General features: G+C 49.2%; 17 protein-coding genes and 1 pseudogene. 7 read left to right on the top strand and 11 right to left on the bottom strand.

Translation table 11 applies throughout. The annotated features are described in order from the left end of the window. Positions 1-106: 106 nt before the first annotated feature. The 8 genes from EKO24_RS22840 to EKO24_RS07670 all read right to left on the bottom strand — a co-directional run bounded on the left by EKO24_RS22840 (position 107) and on the right by EKO24_RS07670 (position 7,757). Positions 107-622: a PIN domain-containing protein gene (locus EKO24_RS22840; RefSeq protein ID WP_241674431.1), complete on the bottom strand. Its 516-nt coding sequence runs from the start codon at positions 620-622 to the stop codon at positions 107-109. After that, positions 615-812: a CopG family transcriptional regulator gene (locus EKO24_RS07700; RefSeq protein WP_127029030.1), complete on the bottom strand. Its 198-nt coding sequence runs from the start codon at positions 810-812 to the stop codon at positions 615-617. The genes EKO24_RS22840 and EKO24_RS07700 overlap by 8 nt, the downstream gene beginning before the upstream one ends. A gap of 84 nt (positions 813-896) precedes the next feature. Beyond that, positions 897-3,725, bottom strand: coding sequence for a hypothetical protein (locus EKO24_RS07695; protein WP_127029029.1), 2,829 nt, complete (start codon positions 3,723-3,725; stop codon positions 897-899). Next, positions 3,718-4,623, bottom strand: coding sequence for an SIR2 family protein (locus EKO24_RS07690; RefSeq protein ID WP_127029028.1), 906 nt, complete (start codon positions 4,621-4,623; stop codon positions 3,718-3,720). Before EKO24_RS07690 ends, EKO24_RS07695 begins: the two co-directional genes overlap by 8 nt. A 33-nt stretch (positions 4,624-4,656) precedes the next feature. Continuing rightward, positions 4,657-5,217, bottom strand: a complete 561-nt coding sequence (locus EKO24_RS07685) for a hypothetical protein (protein ID WP_161990584.1) — start codon at positions 5,215-5,217, stop codon at positions 4,657-4,659. Positions 5,218-5,238: 21 nt separating this feature from the next. Next, complete coding sequence (locus tag EKO24_RS07680) at positions 5,239-5,874, bottom strand: ribonuclease T2 family protein (RefSeq protein WP_127029027.1); 636 nt, start codon at positions 5,872-5,874, stop codon at positions 5,239-5,241. Positions 5,875-5,955: 81 nt separating this feature from the next. Next, entirely contained in the window at positions 5,956-6,771 is an 816-nt protein-coding gene (locus EKO24_RS07675; RefSeq protein WP_127029026.1) for a hypothetical protein, read from the bottom strand. A gap of 302 nt (positions 6,772-7,073) precedes the next feature. Further along, complete coding sequence (locus EKO24_RS07670; RefSeq protein ID WP_127029025.1) at positions 7,074-7,757, bottom strand: YggS family pyridoxal phosphate-dependent enzyme; 684 nt, start codon at positions 7,755-7,757, stop codon at positions 7,074-7,076. A 119-nt stretch (positions 7,758-7,876) separates the two neighbouring features. On the opposite strand from EKO24_RS07670, the gene EKO24_RS07665 reads away from it, so the two are divergent. The 4 genes from EKO24_RS07665 (at position 7,877) to EKO24_RS07650 (ending at position 14,283) form a co-directional block, all read left to right on the top strand. After that, positions 7,877-8,914: a type IV pilus twitching motility protein PilT gene (locus tag EKO24_RS07665; RefSeq protein WP_127029024.1), complete on the top strand. Its 1,038-nt coding sequence runs from the start codon at positions 7,877-7,879 to the stop codon at positions 8,912-8,914. A gap of 101 nt (positions 8,915-9,015) precedes the next feature. Further along, entirely contained in the window at positions 9,016-9,909 is an 894-nt protein-coding gene (locus EKO24_RS07660; protein WP_127029023.1) for a phosphoribosylaminoimidazolesuccinocarboxamide synthase, read from the top strand. 377 nt (positions 9,910-10,286) lie between these two features. Further along, positions 10,287-12,233: a malto-oligosyltrehalose trehalohydrolase gene (gene treZ, locus EKO24_RS07655; RefSeq protein WP_127029022.1), complete on the top strand. Its 1,947-nt coding sequence runs from the start codon at positions 10,287-10,289 to the stop codon at positions 12,231-12,233. After that, on the top strand, positions 12,223-14,283 hold the full coding sequence (locus EKO24_RS07650) for an amylo-alpha-1,6-glucosidase (RefSeq protein WP_127029021.1): 2,061 nt from the start codon (positions 12,223-12,225) through the stop codon (positions 14,281-14,283). Before treZ ends, EKO24_RS07650 begins: the two co-directional genes overlap by 11 nt. 174 nt (positions 14,284-14,457) lie before the next feature. Here EKO24_RS07650 and EKO24_RS07645 read toward each other — a convergent pair whose 3' ends face one another. Then, positions 14,458-15,567, bottom strand: a complete 1,110-nt coding sequence (locus EKO24_RS07645; RefSeq protein WP_127029020.1) for an inorganic phosphate transporter — start codon at positions 15,565-15,567, stop codon at positions 14,458-14,460. Positions 15,568-15,577: 10 nt separating this feature from the next. After that, on the bottom strand, positions 15,578-16,207 hold the full coding sequence (locus EKO24_RS07640) for a DUF47 domain-containing protein (protein WP_127029019.1): 630 nt from the start codon (positions 16,205-16,207) through the stop codon (positions 15,578-15,580). A gap of 612 nt (positions 16,208-16,819) precedes the next feature. Between EKO24_RS07640 and galK the strand changes: the two genes are divergently transcribed. The 3 genes from galK to EKO24_RS23580 all read left to right on the top strand — a co-directional run bounded on the left by galK (position 16,820) and on the right by EKO24_RS23580 (position 19,075). After that, positions 16,820-17,905 carry a galactokinase gene (gene galK, locus EKO24_RS07635; protein WP_241674430.1) on the top strand — a complete coding sequence of 362 codons (1,086 nt, stop codon included), beginning with the start codon at positions 16,820-16,822 and terminating at the stop codon, positions 17,903-17,905. A 590-nt stretch (positions 17,906-18,495) separates the two neighbouring features. Next, a complete protein-coding gene (locus EKO24_RS07630) occupies positions 18,496-18,942 on the top strand; it encodes a DUF4383 domain-containing protein (RefSeq protein ID WP_127029018.1) in 447 nt (148 codons plus the stop codon). Positions 18,943-18,952: 10 nt separating this feature from the next. After that, positions 18,953-19,075 (top strand): hypothetical protein, encoded by a 123-nt coding sequence (locus tag EKO24_RS23580; RefSeq protein ID WP_206667230.1) that lies wholly within the window; start codon positions 18,953-18,955, stop codon positions 19,073-19,075. A gap of 117 nt (positions 19,076-19,192) precedes the next feature. Here the strand turns inward: EKO24_RS23580 and EKO24_RS22535 are convergent. After that, positions 19,193-20,841: pseudogene (locus EKO24_RS22535) on the bottom strand (hypothetical protein); the annotation flags it as partial.

Here is a 20,841-nt window from a genome sequence, read left to right as displayed (position 1 = left end):
GCAAAGCATTCGTTCATATCGCCATGATTAATTTGATGCTGACCAGGCTGTCCTCGGGGAAGGTATCAAACTTTTAAAACACGCACTTAGATACAGAACTTACAATTCATAGTTCATTTTCCCATTCAGTTCTAACCTGAAAGATTACATCACTCAACAAGCTAGGGCGGATATGTAATGAGGTCTGTTGAGGAATAGCAGCCAATAGCGCTAATACTTCCGAGGGCGTGCGTAAACGTTGACGAACAGCACGGATTAACAAGCCTAATGTGCCGTGCGCTGAGATATTCAGGTTTTTAGCGGCTAAACGCGCCGCCGTATCATCAGTGATCAACAGATTGATATTATGGTTAAAACACAAAGTAAGTGCTTCACGTTCGCCATGATGCAAAGTATAAAGGGCTGCCAGGGCGTTAATTCTGGCGGAAGCGGGTAGCGGCGCTTGTCGAATCAGCTTAATGTCAGCCTGTTGCAATGCCAGAGGACGATGACGCCGCACTTCAAGCCGAACCGCATTGGGTACTAAAATCGCCTCGTAATCGCTTAATACGTCCAATGCGGCAAGTTCGTCCAAATGTATCAACGGCCCTGCATCGGCGACAACCAAGGCGGATTTAGTCATCGCCATGCAATCCCCATTCGACATCTTCTTGGATGAAAGCTTCGGTCAGGACATCCTGATGCGATTCCAAGTAGCGGCGTAGGGCTTCATTGACAACCTCTTCCAAGTTATTCGCCCAACCTTGTTGCACCAATGATTGCGCTTGTTGCCATAGCTGATCGGGTATTTCGGCGTGGATAGTGCTGGTCATGGTGATGCTCCTGTGTAAACGATTAAATTTTTTTGACTATAGCATTACTATTTTCCTGGCGATATCTGGATGCCATGCTGTGCCTTATTTCTTTCTAATATCACGCAACCAATCCATCGGTCTTTGATACCCATTTTCTAAGTATTTGTCGACAATATTATTCGCTAAAAATTTACCAGATTCTTGGCTCTCAACATTCCTTAGTATCTCTCTAATGGATTCCTCAGGGTAATCATAAGAAGGGAGTTCAAGCATAGCTAGCCAAACCTTTGCGGCCTCAAGTGGATATGATTTACTAAGCCTTGCTAAGTTTATAAGCAAGTCGTATGCGTTGTATTCAACTTCAGCGAAAGATGCAATTTTTGTTAACCAAGCGAGTGGCTCGCTTTCTAATCTCGTTACAAAAACAGCCCAATGACATAGTTGAGAGGCAAGCTTCTTTCCTTCCAAGTTATCGGTATCAACTAATGCGAGTAACAGCGGCCATAGAGCAAAGACTTTTTGAGCTAGCTCATCATTATTTCCATCACGTTCCCGTTGAGACCAAATAAACCCTATTAGATGGCGCAGCTCATCTGGCCGCTGTCGGTCTATTACAATCTTTATCAAACAATTATCCTGCTCAAGTGACTCTATACCCAGAAGATAAGAAACGGCTATTAGCTGAATAAATCTCTCTTTTGTCCTATCACTCAAAATTTCCTCATCCAAGGCTTTAATCAATAGTCCCTGCTTCTTTAAATATGCATAAACGGCAGTCTGTAATTTGTTAACATAAGAATATCCTTGCATCGCACAAAGCCAACCTCGTCTATTCTTCGGGTAGAAAAGATTAGGCAAATTGGTCATAACCCAATTGTTAGATAGGTAAAGAAAATTACCCAAATAGTTAGTAGCTAACGTGGCAAACTCATATTCACCTTTCTCAGCCTTAAGTAACTCTTGATCAAAGATTGGCTCGAAACACCACCATGCAACTTCATGGGATTCACCGGTTTTTTGGGCTTGCCGACACATATACAATGCTAAATTAATGAGTGCTTGGATACATTTTCCTCGAGGGCTATTAATGGCAACTGATACGGCATCGCTATCCTCTTTAAATTCGTTGCCTTCTTGTTTGCATAATATCTTCCACATCAGATCCTTAACAGGCTCAATTAAGCTAATATTGAACGCATGATCATCCGATTGGCAGCCTAATTCCACGAATGAGCCAATTGACCCGATAACCCAATGCCGGTTGGCTACAAATGCACTTTGTTCTTTGGAGTTTTCCTGACTCCAAAATTCATTCCTAGAAACTAAATCAGAACAAAAGCAAATTAAATTCTGCCAAACCTTATCCCAATCTAGTTGCTGCTCTTCCTTTTTTCTCCAAAGTTCAGAATAAGCTTCAATTAACTCATATATAAAAATAAGTTTTAAATTTTTTAAGAATTCTATCTCATCAATCACTTTCGCAGGGTTTGCCTTCACGTATGCTCGAAATTCCTTTGCCAAACCTTCCAGGTCTGGACCATCAAATCGACGTATTGGCGTCTCATATGAGTTAAGAACATTGACAAGTTCGTTTGTTGGAATAGATATCATCTCAAGCGCACTCATTTCGCTTTTGTGCTCCACCCAGCCCGAAGACATGTAACTTGAAAAATCAGGATGCACCGGCTCTTGATTTGTTATAGCAAAGGCACGTTTATATAACGATAACGCTTGCACATCATGATCTTTAATCGCTGTTAGCCAGATCATTTGCCGAAAAGCCGTTGCTCCTTCATCACACTTATCACTATCTTCTTCTGTGATATTGATTACCTCAATAATGTTAAAGACGTTTTGTTTTTGCTCAGGCGTGAACTTATTGAAATTCTTGGCTAAGAAATGCCATAGTTCATGCTGATAGTGACATGTAAAGAAGTCAGGATTGAGTAGTATTGAGTTAGTTTGCTCCTCCCAAGCATCAAAACATTCGCCAAGCACAAATATGGCGACACGCTTTGTTACCTGATAATCCCCAGCAAGCAGTTGTTTAATATAGATTTCAGCCGCTTCTGACGAAGTCAAACAAAAACCCATTAATGCATCTCTGAAAGCAGTTAAAACTAGACCGTTAGCATCTTCACGACTGATATTTTGTGAGTGCTCTTCTACCGCCGGTCTCCAGATTGTCGAGTACATATCGTCATTCTGACGTTTTAATATCTCTTCTAAACACTGCTGTAATATAGTTACTGCATTTAAACCGACTATTTGACCTACTTTGAAACTTGTCTTCTCGATGAACTGACGAAATGAATAAGAGCGATACGTGAATTCAGCTTCTATACTACCTTTAGAGCCAAATTTTTTCGGCTTATATGAGCAGATGTATATCTTGTCCAATAAAGCGGTAACAAGTTGTTTGGCATGCTCCGAAGTATCTTCTGATAGCTTTAATATCCAAATGGCTAACTCTTCTAGTAGAATCCCTGACTCAAACTTGTCACTAAGCCAGTATTCAACTAACTCGATATCTTCTATATCAATTAGCTTAGGCGGTACATTGCACAATATCTTAGAGAATTGCCACCACGTTCTATAGTTGCCAAATTCATGCTGAATCGCATATTGCGTTGTATCTCGTATTAGCTGTATGTACCTTGCTGCATAGTCGCCATATTGTTCTTCCTTAAGTAATTCGGAAGATGAAACCAAATATTCAGCAATGATCCATGAAGGCACTCTAAAATAACCTTCTTCAGTTTGGATTGGCTGAGGGTTTTTTTCAGGTTTTAGTAATCCAGCATTTTCAAACGCATCAAACCATTGAAGACCACGACCCGATACCTTTTGGACAAGTAGAGGAAGCAGAGGAGGGTTTTTAACCGCTCTTTCCAGTGCACTTTTTTCACTTACATTAATAGGGTTAACCATTTAGCTCGTCCTCCATGGCTGCGGCTTCATCTATTAGACTCTGATCACCAAATGTAAGCTGTTCTCCCCATTTCTTAATGATTTCGACTTGTTGATTATAATTTTTCTTGTCGAGAGAGAACCCAATAAGCTCAGCATTAAATGATTCGTTATAGAACTTTTTCAGTTTTTCAAATAAAGAGTAATCAGCGTTAAAGGAACCTTGCAAAATAAACAACCGCTTTTGCTCTTGTCCCTGCTGGTCGGAACTTTTTAAGACGTACTCAAGTATTTCAAGTTCTTCCATTCCATAACCAAGAAATAGAACTGTTTTTTTCGAGAATAGATGTTTCAAAAATTTAGGCACTTCATTACTAGAATAATGATTTAAATAATCTTTAGTAGTAACAACCATGCTTTTATGATTGTCGATACAGCCATGTAGGTGAACGACATTACCCCTAACATCAAGCTTTGAAGCTAATAAGTCTGAGCGCTCATAAAAGCGCCAATTCTGCTCTGCCTTTCCTCTCACATACTCTGGCTTTATAAACTTGTCATAGTTGGTAGTAACAAAACTACAACTATATTGATTGATATATTTATATACATTTTCTTCTGATAGTGGTTTATCAAAAATTTCGTGGTAGTCAACTTTTGATTGACCTGCATCATTTTCAATAATTTTAGCAAGTGATAATTGCTTTCTAGGATCAGGAATGGACCTAATCAATTTCTGCTCGTGATAATTCATAGCACTCGGAGTTAACTGTTCCAAGACTTGCCATGCAAATCCATCCCAAGATGGACAACCCACTAACCTAGAGATACCGGCACCGATAAAAAGAACAAGAGAGCCATCTTGTGCCGCATCAATAATTTCTGGAGGGACTGGCGGACTTTGATTAAACGTATCCATCTTAAATATTATCCATGTTTTTCAATATTGCTCTCAACTAGACGAAATAACGCTATCGCCATCCCCGGCCAACAGACGCTGGGGAACTTGGCTAAATACATAAGCATCGTTTTGCCAATCGAAAACCCACACCACATCAAAGCGGTCTCCGGGCCATGTTTGCGGGGCGGTGGTGCTGTTGCCGAGGATCAGGTTGGCAATTCCGGGAATATCCTGGTGTTGCCAGGCAATCAGCACGATGCCGTCGCGCCCCATGGCGTCCTTGATCATGTCGGCTTGATCTTCTTTCAGGTATTTGTCATGAATCTTAATGCCGAGCTTTTCGGATAGCGGGGTGATGGTTTCCTGCGGGCGAAGGCTGTTGCTGTGCTTGCCGACGCCAGCCGCGTAAAGATATTGCGGCGTCGCAATACCGGTACTTTGCGGCTTGCCGTCGGTTGGCGCGAAGAACGGCACCAATGCCCCGGCTCTCTGCCAGCCAAGCGGAATCAAGGATTCAGGATTTTGGTTACCGTTAATGTCTACGCCGAACGGCGCACCGGAATCGGCCGGTTTTTCGGCGTGGCGGATAATCATTATTTTTTTCGCATTCATGCCATTCTCCTTATGAGGCGGTTAGTGAACCGGGCGCACAATCACGTTCGAAGACGAGCAATAATCCTTCACATAACTGCTGCATGCGGTGGAATGCATTTGTTTGTCGAAGCAGAGACGAACTTCTTGCAGATATTGGCCTTTACAGGCCACGGCCATCTGCAAGTTCGGATTCGAGTTCAAGAACGCTTGACGAATATCCGCTGCCGAAGTGTTGACCGGGCGGCTCGGGTTCACGAAAGCATCTGGAATTTTGATGGTCTGGAAAGTATTCTTGATCAGGCCGAAATAATTGCCGACAGTCTCCCCGCTACAGGTGCCGTGTTTTTCCCATTCGTGCTGGATCAACTTCTCGCTGGGCATGACCGGAAGCATTTCCTGCACGACTGCTTTCGGAACGGCGGGAGTCATCGAGCAGGAGTCGGGGTAACCTTTATCGTATTGCGGCCATAACCCGTGCACAACGAAACCATAATGAGCACCATCGCCGCACTGGAGTTTGTCGTTCTTCGCTTTAGCGCAATGCTCCGGCGACCAGGACAAGGTCAGCAGGTAATAATCAAACTTTCCGGGCTGGCCGTCCGCCTGGGCCGAAAGGCTTGAACCCACTGCCAATGCCAAGGCCGCCGCTTTGACGGCTGTTTTTATATCAGACATTATTTTTCCTTTGTTTAAATTAACAATTGCGTTGGCTCAATCGCCGATTGAGCCTAATTCTACGGGAGAAGTTTGCCGCCCTTAAGCGCCCGGTTTATTGCCCGCGCCCCGTAAGCTGACGAATTTTTGCAAAAAGTCGAACCAAAACGGCGCGCCGAAAAGCGTTGCCGATGCGGTGACCAACCAGCCCAGAATTTGAATGCCGCTGATGATGGAAAATGTACCGCTCGGCCAACCGACCGGCAAGGACATGAATTCTTGCCATGAAATTTCTGTCGGATGATCTGCCACACCGATTCCTGCGGCAATGGCGGGATGCTGCCAAAGCGTTTTGAATAAATAAAATGAATCGACGTTGAACAGCGCCGCAATGACCAAAGCGATGATGAAACAATAAAGTTGGCTGCGGCGCTTATATTTCCCCGATAAACGATCCATGCTGGCATTAAACCAGGCAGCCAATTCGACATGGACGTTATCAAGACTCCCGGAAGCGCGTCCGTATATGCCTTGCAGCAGCTTTTTCAATTGCGGATCCTGCATTGCGTCGATGTCCTGACCAAGCTGAACAAAATCGCCGGGTATCGTCTGTATGTTATCGATCAGGGCGACAGCGAAATGCGTCGGATCGATATAAGAAGGCTTATTTTTGAGGTCTTGCTCGGTCTTGGCGTTGCCTTGGTCGGAATGCCCCACCAAGCCGTGGTTATAGAGCTTCAGCGCAAGCCCTTCAAAATTCGGATCGTTAAGTAACGATTTGACGCCTTCCAACAGTAAGTTGGAACGCAGTTTAAGGAGCGATGCAAGGCCTTCGTTGATGGAGCTGACTATCAGTGCTACGGAAGCGTAACAAAAGGCCAGGCCGATTGCGACTTCCAAGGTGGTGCTGTTAAACATGGTTTTCCCTTCCGGATCATTGTCCGGCCTTTTTATTGATATGCTTAATAAATTAAAAACAGCTGCCGCTTCGGTTGCTTGTGGGGCCCATATTCCGAATCCAGGTCATTACCGGAATACGCAGGCCCGTATTGAAGAGCGCAAACGCCGATTAAACTTTTGCGCGTCTTTTTAGCAACCGCGGCATTTTGAAACAAAAAATCACTGTCGTATGTAAGCTAAGACTGAACTTTGCGTAATCCTAAGCAGACAAACAACGCGATCCGGGACAGTTAAATGGGGTTCAACCCAAAAATTGGAGGTTAGGAATAATCCCGTTCGCCAAACAGCGCAGTACCTATCCTGACAATCGTCGAGCCTTCGGCAATCGCGGCTTTTAAATCCCCGGTCATGCCGAACGAAAAAGTATCCAGATCAGGCCGATGCAGTTCCGCAACAGCCCGGTACAGGGCTTTATAAGGTTCGCGTTGCAGCTCAAAATCCTGTTGCGGTGCAGGAATCGCCATCACGCCGCGCAGCTTCAAATTGGGCAACTGGGAAACCTGTTCGCACAATTGCGGCAGTTCGGCCAACGTAATGCCGGACTTGCTCTGTTCATCGCTGATATTGACTTGCAGGCAAATATTTAACGGCGGCAAGCCGGACGGACGTTGAGCATTCAGGCGTTCGGCTATTTTCAAGCTGTCGACACTGTGCACCCAATCGAAATGCATCGCCAACGGCTTGGTTTTATTGGACTGTATTGGGCCGATAAAGTGCCAGGTAATATCGTAAGCTCCCAGTTCCTGCTGCTTTTTTAAAGCTTCCTGCAGGTAATTTTCGCCGAAATGGCGCTGCCCGGCTTGATAGGCGGCGGCAATATCTTCGGCCGGCTTGGTTTTACTGACGGCCAGCAACAGCACAGCGCCCGGCCGGCGATTGTAGGCGAGTTCCGCCGCGCTGATTTGCGAACGTATCTGTTTGAGTCTTTGAGCGATTGTTGTCATGGTCTACCGGTTATTAAGTAACACAATCGCTAAAAACTAACACAACAAGCCGCATTCAAAAAACAAAAACATGATCTATGCTATAAAGATCATTTTATTTTTGTCTTCAAGAGGATGTTATGGATATTGCCGAATTACTGGCTTTCTCAGCTAAAAACAAAGCGTCGGATTTACATTTATCGGCGGGACTGCCGCCTATGATTCGGGTTGACGGCGATATTCGGCGGATCAATATCCCCGCCTTGGACCATAAGGAAGTGCATGCGCTGATTTACGACATCATGAACGACAAGCAGCGCAAGGACTATGAAGAATTCCTGGAAACCGATTTTTCGTTTGAACTGCCCGGTGTCGCCCGCTTCCGTGTGAATGCGTTTAACCAAAACCGCGGCGCGGGCGCGGTATTCAGGACCATTCCTTCAACAATCTTAAGCCTGGAAGACCTGAAAGCGCCGAAATTTTTTGAAGAATTATGCAAAAAGCCGCGCGGCCTGATTCTGGTGACCGGACCGACCGGTTCCGGCAAATCGACTACGCTGGCAGCGATGATCAATCATATTAATACCAACGATTACGCGCACATCCTGACCGTCGAAGACCCTATCGAATTTGTCCACGAAAGCCAGAAATCCCTGATCAACCAACGGGAAGTCCACCGCGACACCCACGGCTTTAATGAAGCTTTGCGCTCGGCATTGCGGGAAGATCCCGATATTATCCTGGTCGGCGAAATGCGCGACCTGGAAACGATCCGGCTGGCCATGTCGGCCGCGGAAACCGGTCACCTTGTGTTCGGCACCTTGCATACGACCTCGGCCGCGAAAACGATCGACCGTATCATTGACGTGTTTCCTGCAGAAGAAAAAGAAATGGTCAGGGCCATGCTTTCCGAATCGTTACAGGCCGTTATCTCGCAAACCCTGCTGAAAAAAATCGGCGGCGGCCGCGTCGCTGCGCATGAAATCATGGTCGGCACGGCGGCTATCCGGAACCTGATTCGCGAAGCCAAAGTGGCGCAAATGTATTCGGCGATCCAAACCGGACGCAAGGACGGCATGCAGACGCTGGACCAGAATTTGAAGGATCTGGTTGATAAGGGCCTGATTACCGCCAAAACAGCGATGGAAAAAGCCGTTAACAAGGATATGTTCCGCTAGAAATATTATCTATAAACCGCAATGGAATAGCCGCCACGCGATCCGACTGCGGTTTTTAGAATCTGGTAAAATTATTCTATTTGACACCAAGCGAGAACCTAATGACCGCTCCAGAAGCTCTATACCAATCAACACTGTCGTCTTTAAAGCTCCGCGCGCGCGGCAAAGTACGGGATATTTACGACATTGACGACAAGCACATGCTGATTGTGACCACTGATCGGCTGTCCGCATTCGATGTAATTTTGCCCGATCCGATTCCCGGCAAGGGCCGTGTTTTAACCAATGTGTCGAATTTTTGGTTCAAAAAAATGGAGCATGTGATGCCCAATCATTTGGCCGATATTCCGCTGGAACAGGTTGTTCCCGACGCGGCCGAACGCGCGCAAATCGAAGGCCGGGCTATCGTCGTCAAATTACTGAAACCATTGCCGGTTGAAGCGATTGTGCGCGGCTACCTGATCGGCTCCGGCTGGAAAGATTACCAAAAATCCGGAGCGGTCTGCGGCATTAAACTACCCGAAGGCTTACACCAAGCACAGCAATTGCCCGAACCGATTTACACGCCGTCCACCAAAGCCGAAGTGGGCGACCACGATGAGAACGTTTCTTTTGAAAGAACCGTTGAATTGATGGGACAAGAGTTGGCCGAAAAAGTCCGCGACGCGAGCCTGAGACTGTACAAAGAAGCCGCTGCCTATGCCAAGGAACGAGGCATTATTATTGCCGACACCAAATTCGAATTCGGCGTCGACGATAACGGCGTTTTATACCTGATCGACGAGGCTTTAACTCCTGATTCGTCAAGATTCTGGCCTGCCGATCAATACCGGGTAGGCATCAGCCCGCCCAGTTTCGACAAGCAATATGTCCGCGATTACCTGGAAACGCTGGACTGGGACAAAACCTCGCCAGGCCCGCATTTACCGGCTGAAGTGGCCGGATACTGCGCGGCAAAATACCATGAAGCGGAAGTCCGGTTAACGCAAGGCTGATTTGATATTCAGTATTTCGACGAAAGCCACAAAAGTTTTTTTGATAATAGAACACGGATGCCACTGATTAGACGGATTTACACGGATTTGATTTTATCGTCGCCTATCCGTGTCATCTGTATTCTATTTTCATGATAAAAATCAACATCACAAATTAGTAAGCCCCCTTTCTCAACAGGCCAGTGTTCGCGAAAACACGATACCCGTCTATTCCGTCCGTTTTTAATATCGCCTTAAGCTAACCAATACTATATTGGTTCAGCTCTAAGTTTTATTGGTCTATCGGCAAAATGATCGGCTCCCTGAGTTTCTAAAGTGCAGTAAGAATTTGAAATAGCCATATTTTAATTTTTAGTAGCTTACTTGGAACAATAACGATGATCGAACAGACAGCTAGCGAATTAGTCAATGCCCGCCGGTTTCCGGTTGGCGCGGAGCGAATGCCCGGAGGCGTGCATTTTCGCGTCTGGGCACCTCAGAGAAAAACAGTCAAGCTGGCCTTGAATCATCAAGGTGAAAATATCGATCCAACTTTCCCACCTGTCGAAGTCGAACTGCAAAATGAAGACAATGGTTATTTTTCGGCAATTTGCGAGCAGGCTGTCGTAGGAGCTTTGTATCGTTTCCTGCTCGACGATGACTCACAGCCCTACCCTGACCCCGCCTCGCGTTTCCAGCCCCAAGGCCCGCACGGGCCATCGCAAGTTATCGACGCGTTAACGTTTGCATGGACGGACGCTAATTGGCCGGGAGTTAAAGCCCAGGGCCAGGTTATTTACGAAATGCATATCGGCACGTTCACTCGTGAAGGCACCTGGCTCGCCGCCGCCAAGGAACTGCCCGAACTCGCAGCACTGGGCGTAACAGTGCTGGAAATCATGCCGGTAGCCGATTTTCCGGGCCGTTTCGGCTGGGGTTACGACGGCGTCAATTTGTTCGCGCCGACACGGCTTTACGGCACTCCGGACGAATTCCGGTATTTTGTTAACCAGGCTCACGCGGTGGGGCTAGGCGTTATCCTGGACGTTGTTTATAACCATTTGGGTCCGGACGGCAACTATCTGGGAAAATTCTCAACCAAATATTTCACTACCCGTTATGAGTGCGAGTGGGGCGACGCGCTGAATTTCGACGGCCCGGACTCAGGCCCGGTACGCGATTATGTGCTCGCCAACAGCGCTTACTGGATTCAAGAGTTTCATCTTGACGGCCTGCGCATTGACGCGACGCAGCAGATTTTCGACAGTTCCGCCGAAAACATCATTGTCGCTATCGTACGGACCATTCGTGACGCGGGGGCTCCCCGCCTCACCTTTATTATTGGCGAGAATGAGCCGCAAGACGCCAAATTGTTACGACCGCCCGAGCATGGCGGTTTCGGCATTGATGCGTTATGGAACGACGATTTCCATCATGCCGCGATGGTCGCGATGACGGGCCGGGCCGATGCTTACTACAGCGACTACCGTGGCACCGCCCAGGAATTCGTCTCCACGTTGAAGCGCGGCTTTTTATACCAAGGCCAATGGTATTCCTGGCAAAACAAAACGCGCGGCACTCCTGGGCTGGACATGCTTCCGGCCAAATTTATCAACTTCATACAAAATCACGATCAACTCGCCAATTCCGGCAGCGGCAAACGCATCCACTTACTGACCAGCCCCAACCGCTATCGGGCGCTGACCGCCCTGTTCCTGTTGGCTCCGCAAACGCCTATGTTGTTTCAAGGCCAGGAATTCGCGGCCACCAGCCCGTTCTTTTATTTTGCCGACCATAAAGATGAAATCGCCTATTTGGTCGCACGGGGACGCTCACAGTTCCTGGCCCAATTCCGTTCGCTGGCAACGCCCGAAATGCAGGCCCGGCTGCCGGACCCCGGCGATCCGCTGACGTTCACGCACTCGAAACTGAATTTGGACGACCGCTATCTGCATAAGGAAGAATATGCGCTGCATCGCGACTTGTTAAAACTTCGCCGTAACGATCCGGTGTTTCAAGCCAGCCAGCAAAGCTGCCGTATCGAAGGCGCGGTGTTAAATGCCGATGCGTTCGCGATACGTTTTTTCGGCGAAAATCCCGGCGACGACCGCCTGTTGTTGATCAACCTGAGCCGCGACATTCACTTGGTTCCGGCCCCCGAGCCGTTATTGGCTCCGCCTAAGGATTGTATTTGGGACGTGATGTGGGCCAGCGAAGATCCTTGTTACGGCGGCATGGGCATGCCGCCCTGGCCGCGGAAAGGCAATTGGCATATCCAAGGCGAATCCGCTGTCGTTCTAACTCCTGTCAACCCAACAAAGGAAGCCGTCAATCATGAACAATGATCTTGTTATCCGCACCCAATGGACCGGCGATCCCGCTGAGCAGGAAGCATTAATCAAGCACGAATGGTTAGTCACGAACGGTCTCGGCAGCTATGCGACAGGTACACTGTCCGGCGTACCGACGCGCCGTTTCCACAGTTTTTTAACCGTTGCCCATCCCGACCCTTTGGGCCGCTACGCAATGCTTAACCAGCTCAGTGAGCTGGTGCGCTTTCCCGACGGCAGCGTCCAGAAAATAGGCGGCATCGAATCGGCGGACGGCACGTTGGAACTGTACGGCATGTCCAGCCTGCGGGAGTTTCGGCTCGACTACGGCGTGCCGGTATGGCGCTATGAACTGCAAAATCATGTGATTGAAAAGTGGATACTGATGCCCTATATGAGCAACACGGTGCATATCGGCTACCGCTTGGTTTCAGGAAAAGGGCCGGTGCGGCTTAAGATTCGGGTGGCCGTGCATTTTCGTCCCCATAATGCGGCGTTGGACGAAGGCTTGCCTGCCACTTCCTACGACCTTCAAGCCTCGGACGGACGCTTGGAAATTCATGGGCTTTCGATTCCGCCGTTGCGGCTGTTTATGGATGGCGACAGCCCGGCATTCACGATTGAAACCAAACGCTTCACCGACATTCTGTATCGCATAGAAAAACAAAGAGGCTACGGCGCCGAGGGCGATCTATGGAGTCCCGGCTATTTTCGCGTCGACCTTTCCCCTAGCAAAGATGCAACCTTTATCGCTTCGACTGAAAACTGGGAAAGCGTACTGGCACTGTCCCCGGCCGAAGTATTCCAGGCTGAAATAGAACGGCGTCAGCGCTTAATGAGCGCGGCGCGTCCGGAATTGCATCAAGGCATGGCCCAGCAATTGGTATTGGCCGCCGACCAGTTTATCGTCGCGCCGACCAAACGTGTTGTCGAAACGACGCGCATCCGTGCGACCGGCGGCGATGTCCGAACCGTGATCGCCGGTTACCACTGGTTTACCGATTGGGGGCGGGACACGATGATCAGCCTGGAAGGCCTGGCGCTGATTGCCGGCCGGCATGTCGAGGCCGGCCATATTCTGCGCACGTTCGCCTATCATCTGCGCGACGGCCTGATACCGAACATGTTCCCGGAAGGCGAAAGCGAGGGCGTCTATTACACGGCCGACGCGACGCTATGGTTTTTTCATGCGCTGGACCGTTATATCGAGATTACCGGAGACAGGGCCATCTTCAAGGAATTGCTGCCGAAGCTGCTGGACATCGTCGATCATCACGTTGAAGGCACGCGCTTCGGCATTCACTGCGATGCCGACGACAGTCTGCTGGTTCAAGGCGACCCGCGTTACGCACTGACATGGATGGACGCCAAACTGGACGATTGGGTGGTTACGCCGCGCCGGGGCAAAGCAGTTGAAATCAACGCCTTATGGTACAACGCACTGCGCATCATGGAAAAATGGCTGACCGAAGAAAATCTAAATACACACGTCGGCGAGATTGCAAAGCTCGCCGATAAGACCCGGCTTAGCTTTAACCAGCGATTTTGGAATGCAAAGACAGGACAGCTGTTTGACATAGTCGATGGCGAAGACGGCAAAAACGATCCGGCCTGCCGGCCCAACCAGTTATTTTCAATTTCGCTATGCCATCCGGTACTGGATCAACAGTACTGGCAAGCGGTGCTCCAGAATGTCAGGGACAAGTTGCTGACGCCGGTGGGCCTGCGCACGCTATCGCCCGACCATCCCGATTACAAAGCCGATTACCACGGCGACCTTCGCACCCGCGACGCGGCTTATCATCAAGGCACGGTTTGGCCCTGGCTAGTCGGTCCCTACGTCGATGCCTGGCTGCGCGTTTATCCCGAGCAACGCAAAGATGCGCGCGGCTATCTCAAACGCTTGTTGGAAAGGCATTTGCACGAAGCCTGTATCGGCTCGATCAGCGAGATTTTCGATGCCGAAGGTTCATTTACACCGAGGGGGTGCATCGCCCAGGCATGGAGCGTGGCGGAAATTCTTCGGGTTTGGGTCAAGGTAAGCGAAGATAGTAACAGTCGGTAACTAGAGAATAGAGAATGGAACACGGATGACATGGATAAGCACGAATTTAAAGCTGAGTTGAGCGGCTTGTCCGCTCAAACCCTACTTATGCCCTTTGGGTATAAAAACGCAAGCAAGCCGTGAGAAACTAAAAATCCGTGTAAATCCGTCTGATCCGTGTTCTATTTAAAACATTTACAGCAACAATAACAAACTCACCATTGCCCACGACACGCCTGCCGCGGCCGGAATGGTCAGGACCCAGGCCCAGACAATCCGTTCAATAACGGAAAGTTTCAGCGCATGAGGATTCTTCGCAAAGCCTACGCCCATAATTGCTGTTGAAATGCTGTGCGTGGTCGAAACCGGCATACCGAAATGCGCGGCGGTCAGCAAAATTGTTGCCGAACTGGTTTCGGCGGCAAAACCGTTTATCGGGTGCAGCTTGACCATTTTGTGGCCGAGCGTCTTGATAATCCGCCATCCGCCAACTCCGGTGCCCAGTGCCATGATCAAAGCGCAAGTGACGGCGATCCAGGTATCGATGTCCTTTTCTCCGCCGTCCGGCCGTAAAAATTCGGCCCACTGCGGCAATTGATCGAGCGTGCCGGCGCTGTTAGCGCCAAAAATAGCCAAGGCAATGATGCCCATGGTTTTTTGCGCATCGTTACTGCCATGCGCAAAGCCCATGTAACCGGCCGAAAAAAGCTGCGCCTTGCCGAACACCGCATTAATCCATTTCGGACGCGCCATTTGCGCCATAACGCCGCCGGCGGAATTCATGCCGCTAATGATCGCCATCAAGACGCCCATAATGACAATGCCCAAAGTAAAACCGGCAACCGGGGAACTGATCATCGGAATTACTACCTTCCAAAACAAGCCCTTATTTTCCGTCCACACGGCTGCGGTTTTCGACCATATCAGCACGTCGAAGTTATTGCCTCCGGCCGCCAGCGCCGCACCGCATAAACCGCCGATCAAGGCATGGCTCGAAGAAGACGGCAGCCCTAACGCCCAAGTAATAAGATTCCAGATAATCGCGCCAAGCAACGCGCAGATCAAGACTTCGGAAGAGATGTTCACCAAGTGGGTATCCACCAATCCCGACGAAATGGTTTTCGCCACCGCAGTGCCGGACAGCGCGCCGGTAAGATTGGTCACCGCGGCAAGCACGACTGCTTGCGTCGGCGTTAATACCTTAGTGGCGACAACCGTGGCAATAGAATTCGCGGTATCGTGAAAACCGTTGATGAACTCGAATACCAGCGCTACAAAAATGACAAGCAAGAGCAAAGTCAGCATGACAGCCCCTTTATGAATTTTTCAGGACGATATGGTAGATGACATTACCGGCATCGCGGCAGCGGTCAATCGCTTTTTCGAGTATTTCAAACAAACTCATTTTTATTAAATAACGGATCGGATCGGTTTCATTGGCGTAAACGTCCCGGTACAACTCGAGTATCTGGCTGTCGGCTTCGGCTTCAATGGCTTGTAACTGGTCGTTTAACTTCTTGACCTCGTCCAAATCCATGCCTTTACGTAATGACCTGACCATTTGCTCGACGACTTTGCAGGCCTGTTCCAGCATCACCGCGCGGCTGGTGAAATCGACTCCTTCAATACGGTCCAAAGCCAACGTGTACCGCTCCGCAAACTTTTCGACGACTTTAGGGATTTTGTAAAGTGCGCTATTAAGAGCTTCAATATCCTCGCGATCAAGCACAGTCACAAAAGTATTAACGAGCTCTTCGCTGATTTGCGCGAACAGATCCTTTTCCCGGCGGCGCGCCTGTTTAAACTTTTCCAATGATTGTTCCGTCGCGGGCGTGCTTAAAAGCTCGATCAGCGCTTTGGCCGACGATCGCGCCGATTCAGCGCTGTCTTCAAGCAATCCATAAAATTTATCGCCCTTACCGAAGATAGTTTGTAATGAGAACATGGTGTTTCCTTATTTGCGAGTCATAAGACTTTATTATTTTGTATCGGACTCCCCTCTATCAAAATTAACGGGCGTAGGCGGTTGATTGAAAAGGCTTCCGCAACAAGGATGTTGTAGAAAGCTACAGGGATGTATTCACGCGCCCTTTGCAATCAACTGCCTACACCCCATTTCAAAGAGGTGAGTAGATACATTATTTTTACCCAAAGGGCATAAGTAGGGTTTGAACAAACAAGCTGCTCAACTCAACTTTAATAGGTAATTATCGCATAACTTAATCTTCATCATTCCGCAAAATAGCAACAATCCAAGCTTTCATCGTTTTACAAGCCGTAGGTTTGTGTGCGTCATCGTACAGACGCTAGGGCCGGGAAACCCTATTCTGTCCCGCGGCCGGATAAATAGCCTCGCGCAACCGGTACAGACCGCAGATAGTCCCCAGCCAGGACAAATCCGACTCTACACAGCAGTTTGCCGCCACGGCCGGACTGTCGGCGGCTTTCCACTCGCAGGATTCCGCTGCTGGAAGCCGGCGGCACCGTTGGTGGGGGGCCGCTCCGAAATAGAAAATAATCAACGTTTGCTGGAGTTGCAAGCAATGGAGACCCTCTTGTGAGTTACCCTGAACTTAAAATCTCTGAATTTGAAGACATCTTCGGCGTCCAGCCGGAAGTCGAAGCCAGTGCGCCGGGGCGGGTCAACCTACTCGGAGAGCACACCGATTACAATGACGGCTACGTGCTGCCTATCGCTATCCCGCAGCGCACGCAGGTGGAATTATCCCGAAGCCCCGACGAATGGAGCCGGTTTCGTTCGATGAATATGGAAGGGCTTGTGCAGTACCGTGCGGGCGGCGTCTTTCCGTCGGGTTTTGCCGCTTATCTGGCGGGGTGCTTCGAAGTATTGCGCGAAGAAGTGGTTAACGTGGTCACCCCGGTCAATCTGCTGGTCCGTTCGGACGTGCCGATCGGCGCGGGACTGTCCAGCAGCGCGGCGCTGGAGGTGGCGGCGCTACGCGGCTTACGCGAATTGTTCCATATTGCCGTGAACGATGTGAATATTGCTCTTCTGGCCCAACAGGCGGAGATCCGTTTCGCCGGAGTGCGTTGCGGCATTATGGACCAGATGGCGGCCAGCCTGGCCGATGAGCGGCATATGCTGTTCCTGGACACGCGAACGCTGGAACGTCGGCTGTTGCCGCTCCCCGAGCATAGCGAACTGGTCGTGCTGGACAGCGGAGTGCCATGCCGTCTTGCCGGCAGCGCTTATAACCAACGGCGAGCGGAATGCGAAGAAGCGTCCCGCCGGTTAGGCGTTGTCGCGCTTCGCGACGTCCGCGATGCCGCAACGGCGAACGTTCTGCCGGAACCGCTGAACCGCAGGGTTCGCCATGTCGTGACCGAAAACCGGCGCGTGCTTGATGCGGTGTCCGGCGTTTCCGCGGTCGAGTTCGGCAAGTTAATGAATGCCTCCCATGCCAGTCTGCGAGATGATTTCGAGGTTTCGGTTCCTGAGCTCGATTGCCTGGTGGAGCTGCTGCAAAAGCATCCCGACGTCTACGGCGCCCGTCTGACCGGAGCCGAATTCGGCGGTGCGTGTGTCGCGCTAGCGCGGACCGGACGCGGCTATAAAGTCGGTAAAGAGGTTCTCGTAGCGTACCAGGCCAAGGGCTATTACGGCAGTGTACTGGTTGCGTGATACTCACCACGGAAACAGCCGGAAAAATAGAACACGGACCAAACGGATTTAAACGGATTTTATTTCCTTATATTTATCCGCGCTTATCTATTTACGCCGTGAACTATTTTGTACGCCAACGCACAGACGTTCCAGCCGGTTAATCGTATTGTTTTAGTTATTAATAATCGCGAAAAAGTAAAAAGTTAATAACTATTCACCGTATTCCCAATAGAACACGGATTGAACGGATAATCACCGATTTTAAAAGCGCGATCAGACTTGGTTTGGATTAAAAATCCGTGTAAGTCCGCCCTATCCCGCGTTCCATTTCTCTATGTGCTGAATAGTTACAAAAATTATTGAATGAATAAGCCTAAATTCCTGAAGGCGGTAACCATTACGCTCCGGAACGGATGACGCGTAAAAGGAAGAAGACAAGATTTTCGTCAAGGAAAAAAGGCCGGCATGGATACAACCGCATTAGGCTAAAGGATCTGCAAGCGCATAGATGGCATTAATGCGGCGAAGGAAATGGATAAGGATATGAACTCGGTGGAATAGCTTTTCCAATTTATATCGACAATTTTTTAAATTAACTGGAGGCAACGATGAACATACGTATATTTGCCCTATCCATGGGCGTTATTTATTTTATTGTCGGCATATTAGGTTTTTTTCCTGCCCTAATGTCGGCTCCCTCCGCAAACGCTCCGGCCATGACAACGCCGTATGGCTTGCTGTTTGGGATGTTCCCCGTCAATTCCCTGCATAACATCGTGCATCTGATCCTTGGCGCATGGGGTATTTTGGTTTACCGGGACCTGGACGGTTCTCGTGTTTACTCTCGCAGCCTCGCCGTTATCTATGCCGTACTTGGCGTATTTGGGCTCATTCCGGCGTTGAACACACTCTTTGGACTGGTTCCTCTTTTCAGCCATGATGTCTGGTTACATTTACTGACAGCTGCGGCAGCCGCTTATTTCGGTTTCATCATGCCGGTAACGGCTGAAATGGGGCAACCAAGACCGACCGATAAATCACGCCCTATCTCCTAATTTTCTGCCGGTGCAATCGGTCTATGCCGATTTCTACGTTAGGGATGAATATTGGCCGGATTTTTCCCCTCAGCATTTTGGACAGGCACTTGCGGCTGGTTCAAAAAACAGGCCCGAACGCTCAGGCGGCTAATTGGCAAGATACGCGGACTCAATTGCGTTGAGGGCCGGTTGATGGACATTAATAAGCCTTCTTTGGCGGATAACGCCTATGCTATCCGCCAAACAGTTCACAACGGCCGGTATTAAACTATCCGGGTAACAGCGGAGTACCGACCACGATAGCTAAAGCAGTCTTTTCAGGGTCTTCGCTATTTGTCACTAACGATTGCCCATTGACGCACACTTGAAGCTCGTTGACCTTTTGACCCGGATTAACAATCAGGTTTCCGTCAGCATTTAACTGTTTCAATGTCCGGGCTATTTCCGCCTGACTTCCGGCAATGGACGTTATTTGCGGACTGCGACTTAGAATGGGCATCGAGTCGGCCGTATTTTCTAAAGTCGCGTTTTGCAAATCGGCAAATGATGAGATCGCCTGGGCCAATTGACTGACTTGCATTTGTAAATTATCCGTAGATGTCTGTCCGCCTAGTCCCGTCTCGTCAACCGCCTGATTCTTATCGGTAATGAACCAGACGTCGGCCATAGCGTGGTCAACCCCATCGGCAGTACGATAGCTTGAAGTCAAGCCAAGCAAATTACCGTTATTCTTGGAAAGAGCCGCTTCTGCATTTAAATCAAGTCTGGTGATGTTCAAAGACTCAAGTGCAGACATTTCGTCATCCTGATTAATCCCGTCTGAGTTTTTATCTACCCAGACCTTCAGATTAGCCCATTGCGCGTCCGCTTCAGTGATTGCATTATCGCCGTTGCTATCCAGACCGCGCAGAGCTTCATAACCATCCTTGGCTTTCCGGCCGTTAGCAAGTATTGTCGCGTTGCCGAAAAGCTCGGAACCGTCCTGGATGATGCCGTCATGATTATGGTCCAACACTAAAATTCCATCTGTCGGAGAAACCCATCCTGTCTGAAGTTTTCGGCCTGTTGCATATAAGTCGAACTGAGTACCCGATCCAATGCTAAGCGTTTGGACGCCGTCGCCGTTCAAATCCAAAACAATAGGAGTACCCATTAGCGTTAAGTATATTTCCAGCTGGGCGATTGACATGGCATGGAGCTGAGTAGCGGTCAGCACAAAAGCTTGGGCCGACGTCATGGCTGCAATTTGAGTGGTAGTTAATGCAGCGATCTGACTGGTCTTCAATAACCGAACCTCGCCTACTGTCAAAACTTGTATATCGGCTGTCGTAAGCGCAGTAATCGCACTGGGACTCAAAGCCGGAATATTGGCCGTTGCGATTGCGCTAAATTGAATACTCGTCAATGCAACTATCTGCGCGGATCGCAATGCACCAACATGACTTGACGTCAAAGCAGCGATTTGAGCGGTCTTTAAAGCATTGATACCGGCTGTCGTCAAGGCCGCCGCTTGCGATGAGGTCAATGCACCAATATCCGCGGTCTCAATGGCTCCGATTTGCGCCGTCGTTAAAGCGGCAATTTGCGCCGTTTTCAACGCCGCGACCTGGGCTGACGATAAGCCGGCAATAATACCGGTCGATAACAGGGCAATGCCGGCGGTCGTCAAGGCCGCTGCTTGAGCCGTAGTTAAGGCAACCATATCTCCAGTTTCAACGGCTCCGATTTGGGCCGTCCTTAAAGCGGCTATTTGGGCCGTTTTCAATGCCGCGACCTGCGTTGACGATAAGGCCGCAATAACACCGGTCGATAAGACGGCAATGCCCGCGGTCGACAACGCGGCAATGCCGGAGCTGGTCAAGCCGGTAAAAAAACTCTGATTGAGCACTGTAATTTGCTTGGTGCTCAAGGCGCCAA

Origin of the sequence: Candidatus Methylobacter oryzae (genome assembly GCF_003994235.2) — a bacterium.
In the GTDB taxonomy this organism is placed as follows: Bacteria; Pseudomonadota; Gammaproteobacteria; order Methylococcales; family Methylomonadaceae; genus Methylobacter_A; species Methylobacter_A oryzae.
The sequence above is the reverse complement of the archived record's forward strand: the minus strand, read 5'-3'. Positions and strand labels throughout refer to the sequence as shown.

Bases quoted from the DNA above. Each gene is read 5' to 3' on its own strand.
- EKO24_RS22840 (WP_241674431.1), bottom strand. From the start codon at position 622: ATGACTAAATCCGCCTTGGTTGTCGCCGATGCAGGGCCGTTGATACAT.
- EKO24_RS07700 (WP_127029030.1), bottom strand. From the start codon at position 812: ATGACCAGCACTATCCACGCCGAAATACCCGATCAGCTATGGCAACAA.
- EKO24_RS07695 (WP_127029029.1), bottom strand. From the start codon at position 3,725: ATGGTTAACCCTATTAATGTAAGTGAAAAAAGTGCACTGGAAAGAGCG.
- EKO24_RS07690 (WP_127029028.1), bottom strand. From the start codon at position 4,623: ATGGATACGTTTAATCAAAGTCCGCCAGTCCCTCCAGAAATTATTGAT.
- EKO24_RS07685 (WP_161990584.1), bottom strand. From the start codon at position 5,217: ATGAATGCGAAAAAAATAATGATTATCCGCCACGCCGAAAAACCGGCC.
- EKO24_RS07680 (WP_127029027.1), bottom strand. From the start codon at position 5,874: ATGTCTGATATAAAAACAGCCGTCAAAGCGGCGGCCTTGGCATTGGCA.
- EKO24_RS07675 (WP_127029026.1), bottom strand. From the start codon at position 6,771: ATGTTTAACAGCACCACCTTGGAAGTCGCAATCGGCCTGGCCTTTTGT.
- EKO24_RS07670 (WP_127029025.1), bottom strand. From the start codon at position 7,757: ATGACAACAATCGCTCAAAGACTCAAACAGATACGTTCGCAAATCAGC.
- EKO24_RS07665 (WP_127029024.1), top strand. From the start codon at position 7,877: ATGGATATTGCCGAATTACTGGCTTTCTCAGCTAAAAACAAAGCGTCG.
- EKO24_RS07660 (WP_127029023.1), top strand. From the start codon at position 9,016: ATGACCGCTCCAGAAGCTCTATACCAATCAACACTGTCGTCTTTAAAG.
- treZ (WP_127029022.1), top strand. From the start codon at position 10,287: ATGATCGAACAGACAGCTAGCGAATTAGTCAATGCCCGCCGGTTTCCG.
- EKO24_RS07650 (WP_127029021.1), top strand. From the start codon at position 12,223: ATGAACAATGATCTTGTTATCCGCACCCAATGGACCGGCGATCCCGCT.
- EKO24_RS07645 (WP_127029020.1), bottom strand. From the start codon at position 15,567: ATGCTGACTTTGCTCTTGCTTGTCATTTTTGTAGCGCTGGTATTCGAG.
- EKO24_RS07640 (WP_127029019.1), bottom strand. From the start codon at position 16,207: ATGTTCTCATTACAAACTATCTTCGGTAAGGGCGATAAATTTTATGGA.
- EKO24_RS07630 (WP_127029018.1), top strand. From the start codon at position 18,496: ATGAACATACGTATATTTGCCCTATCCATGGGCGTTATTTATTTTATT.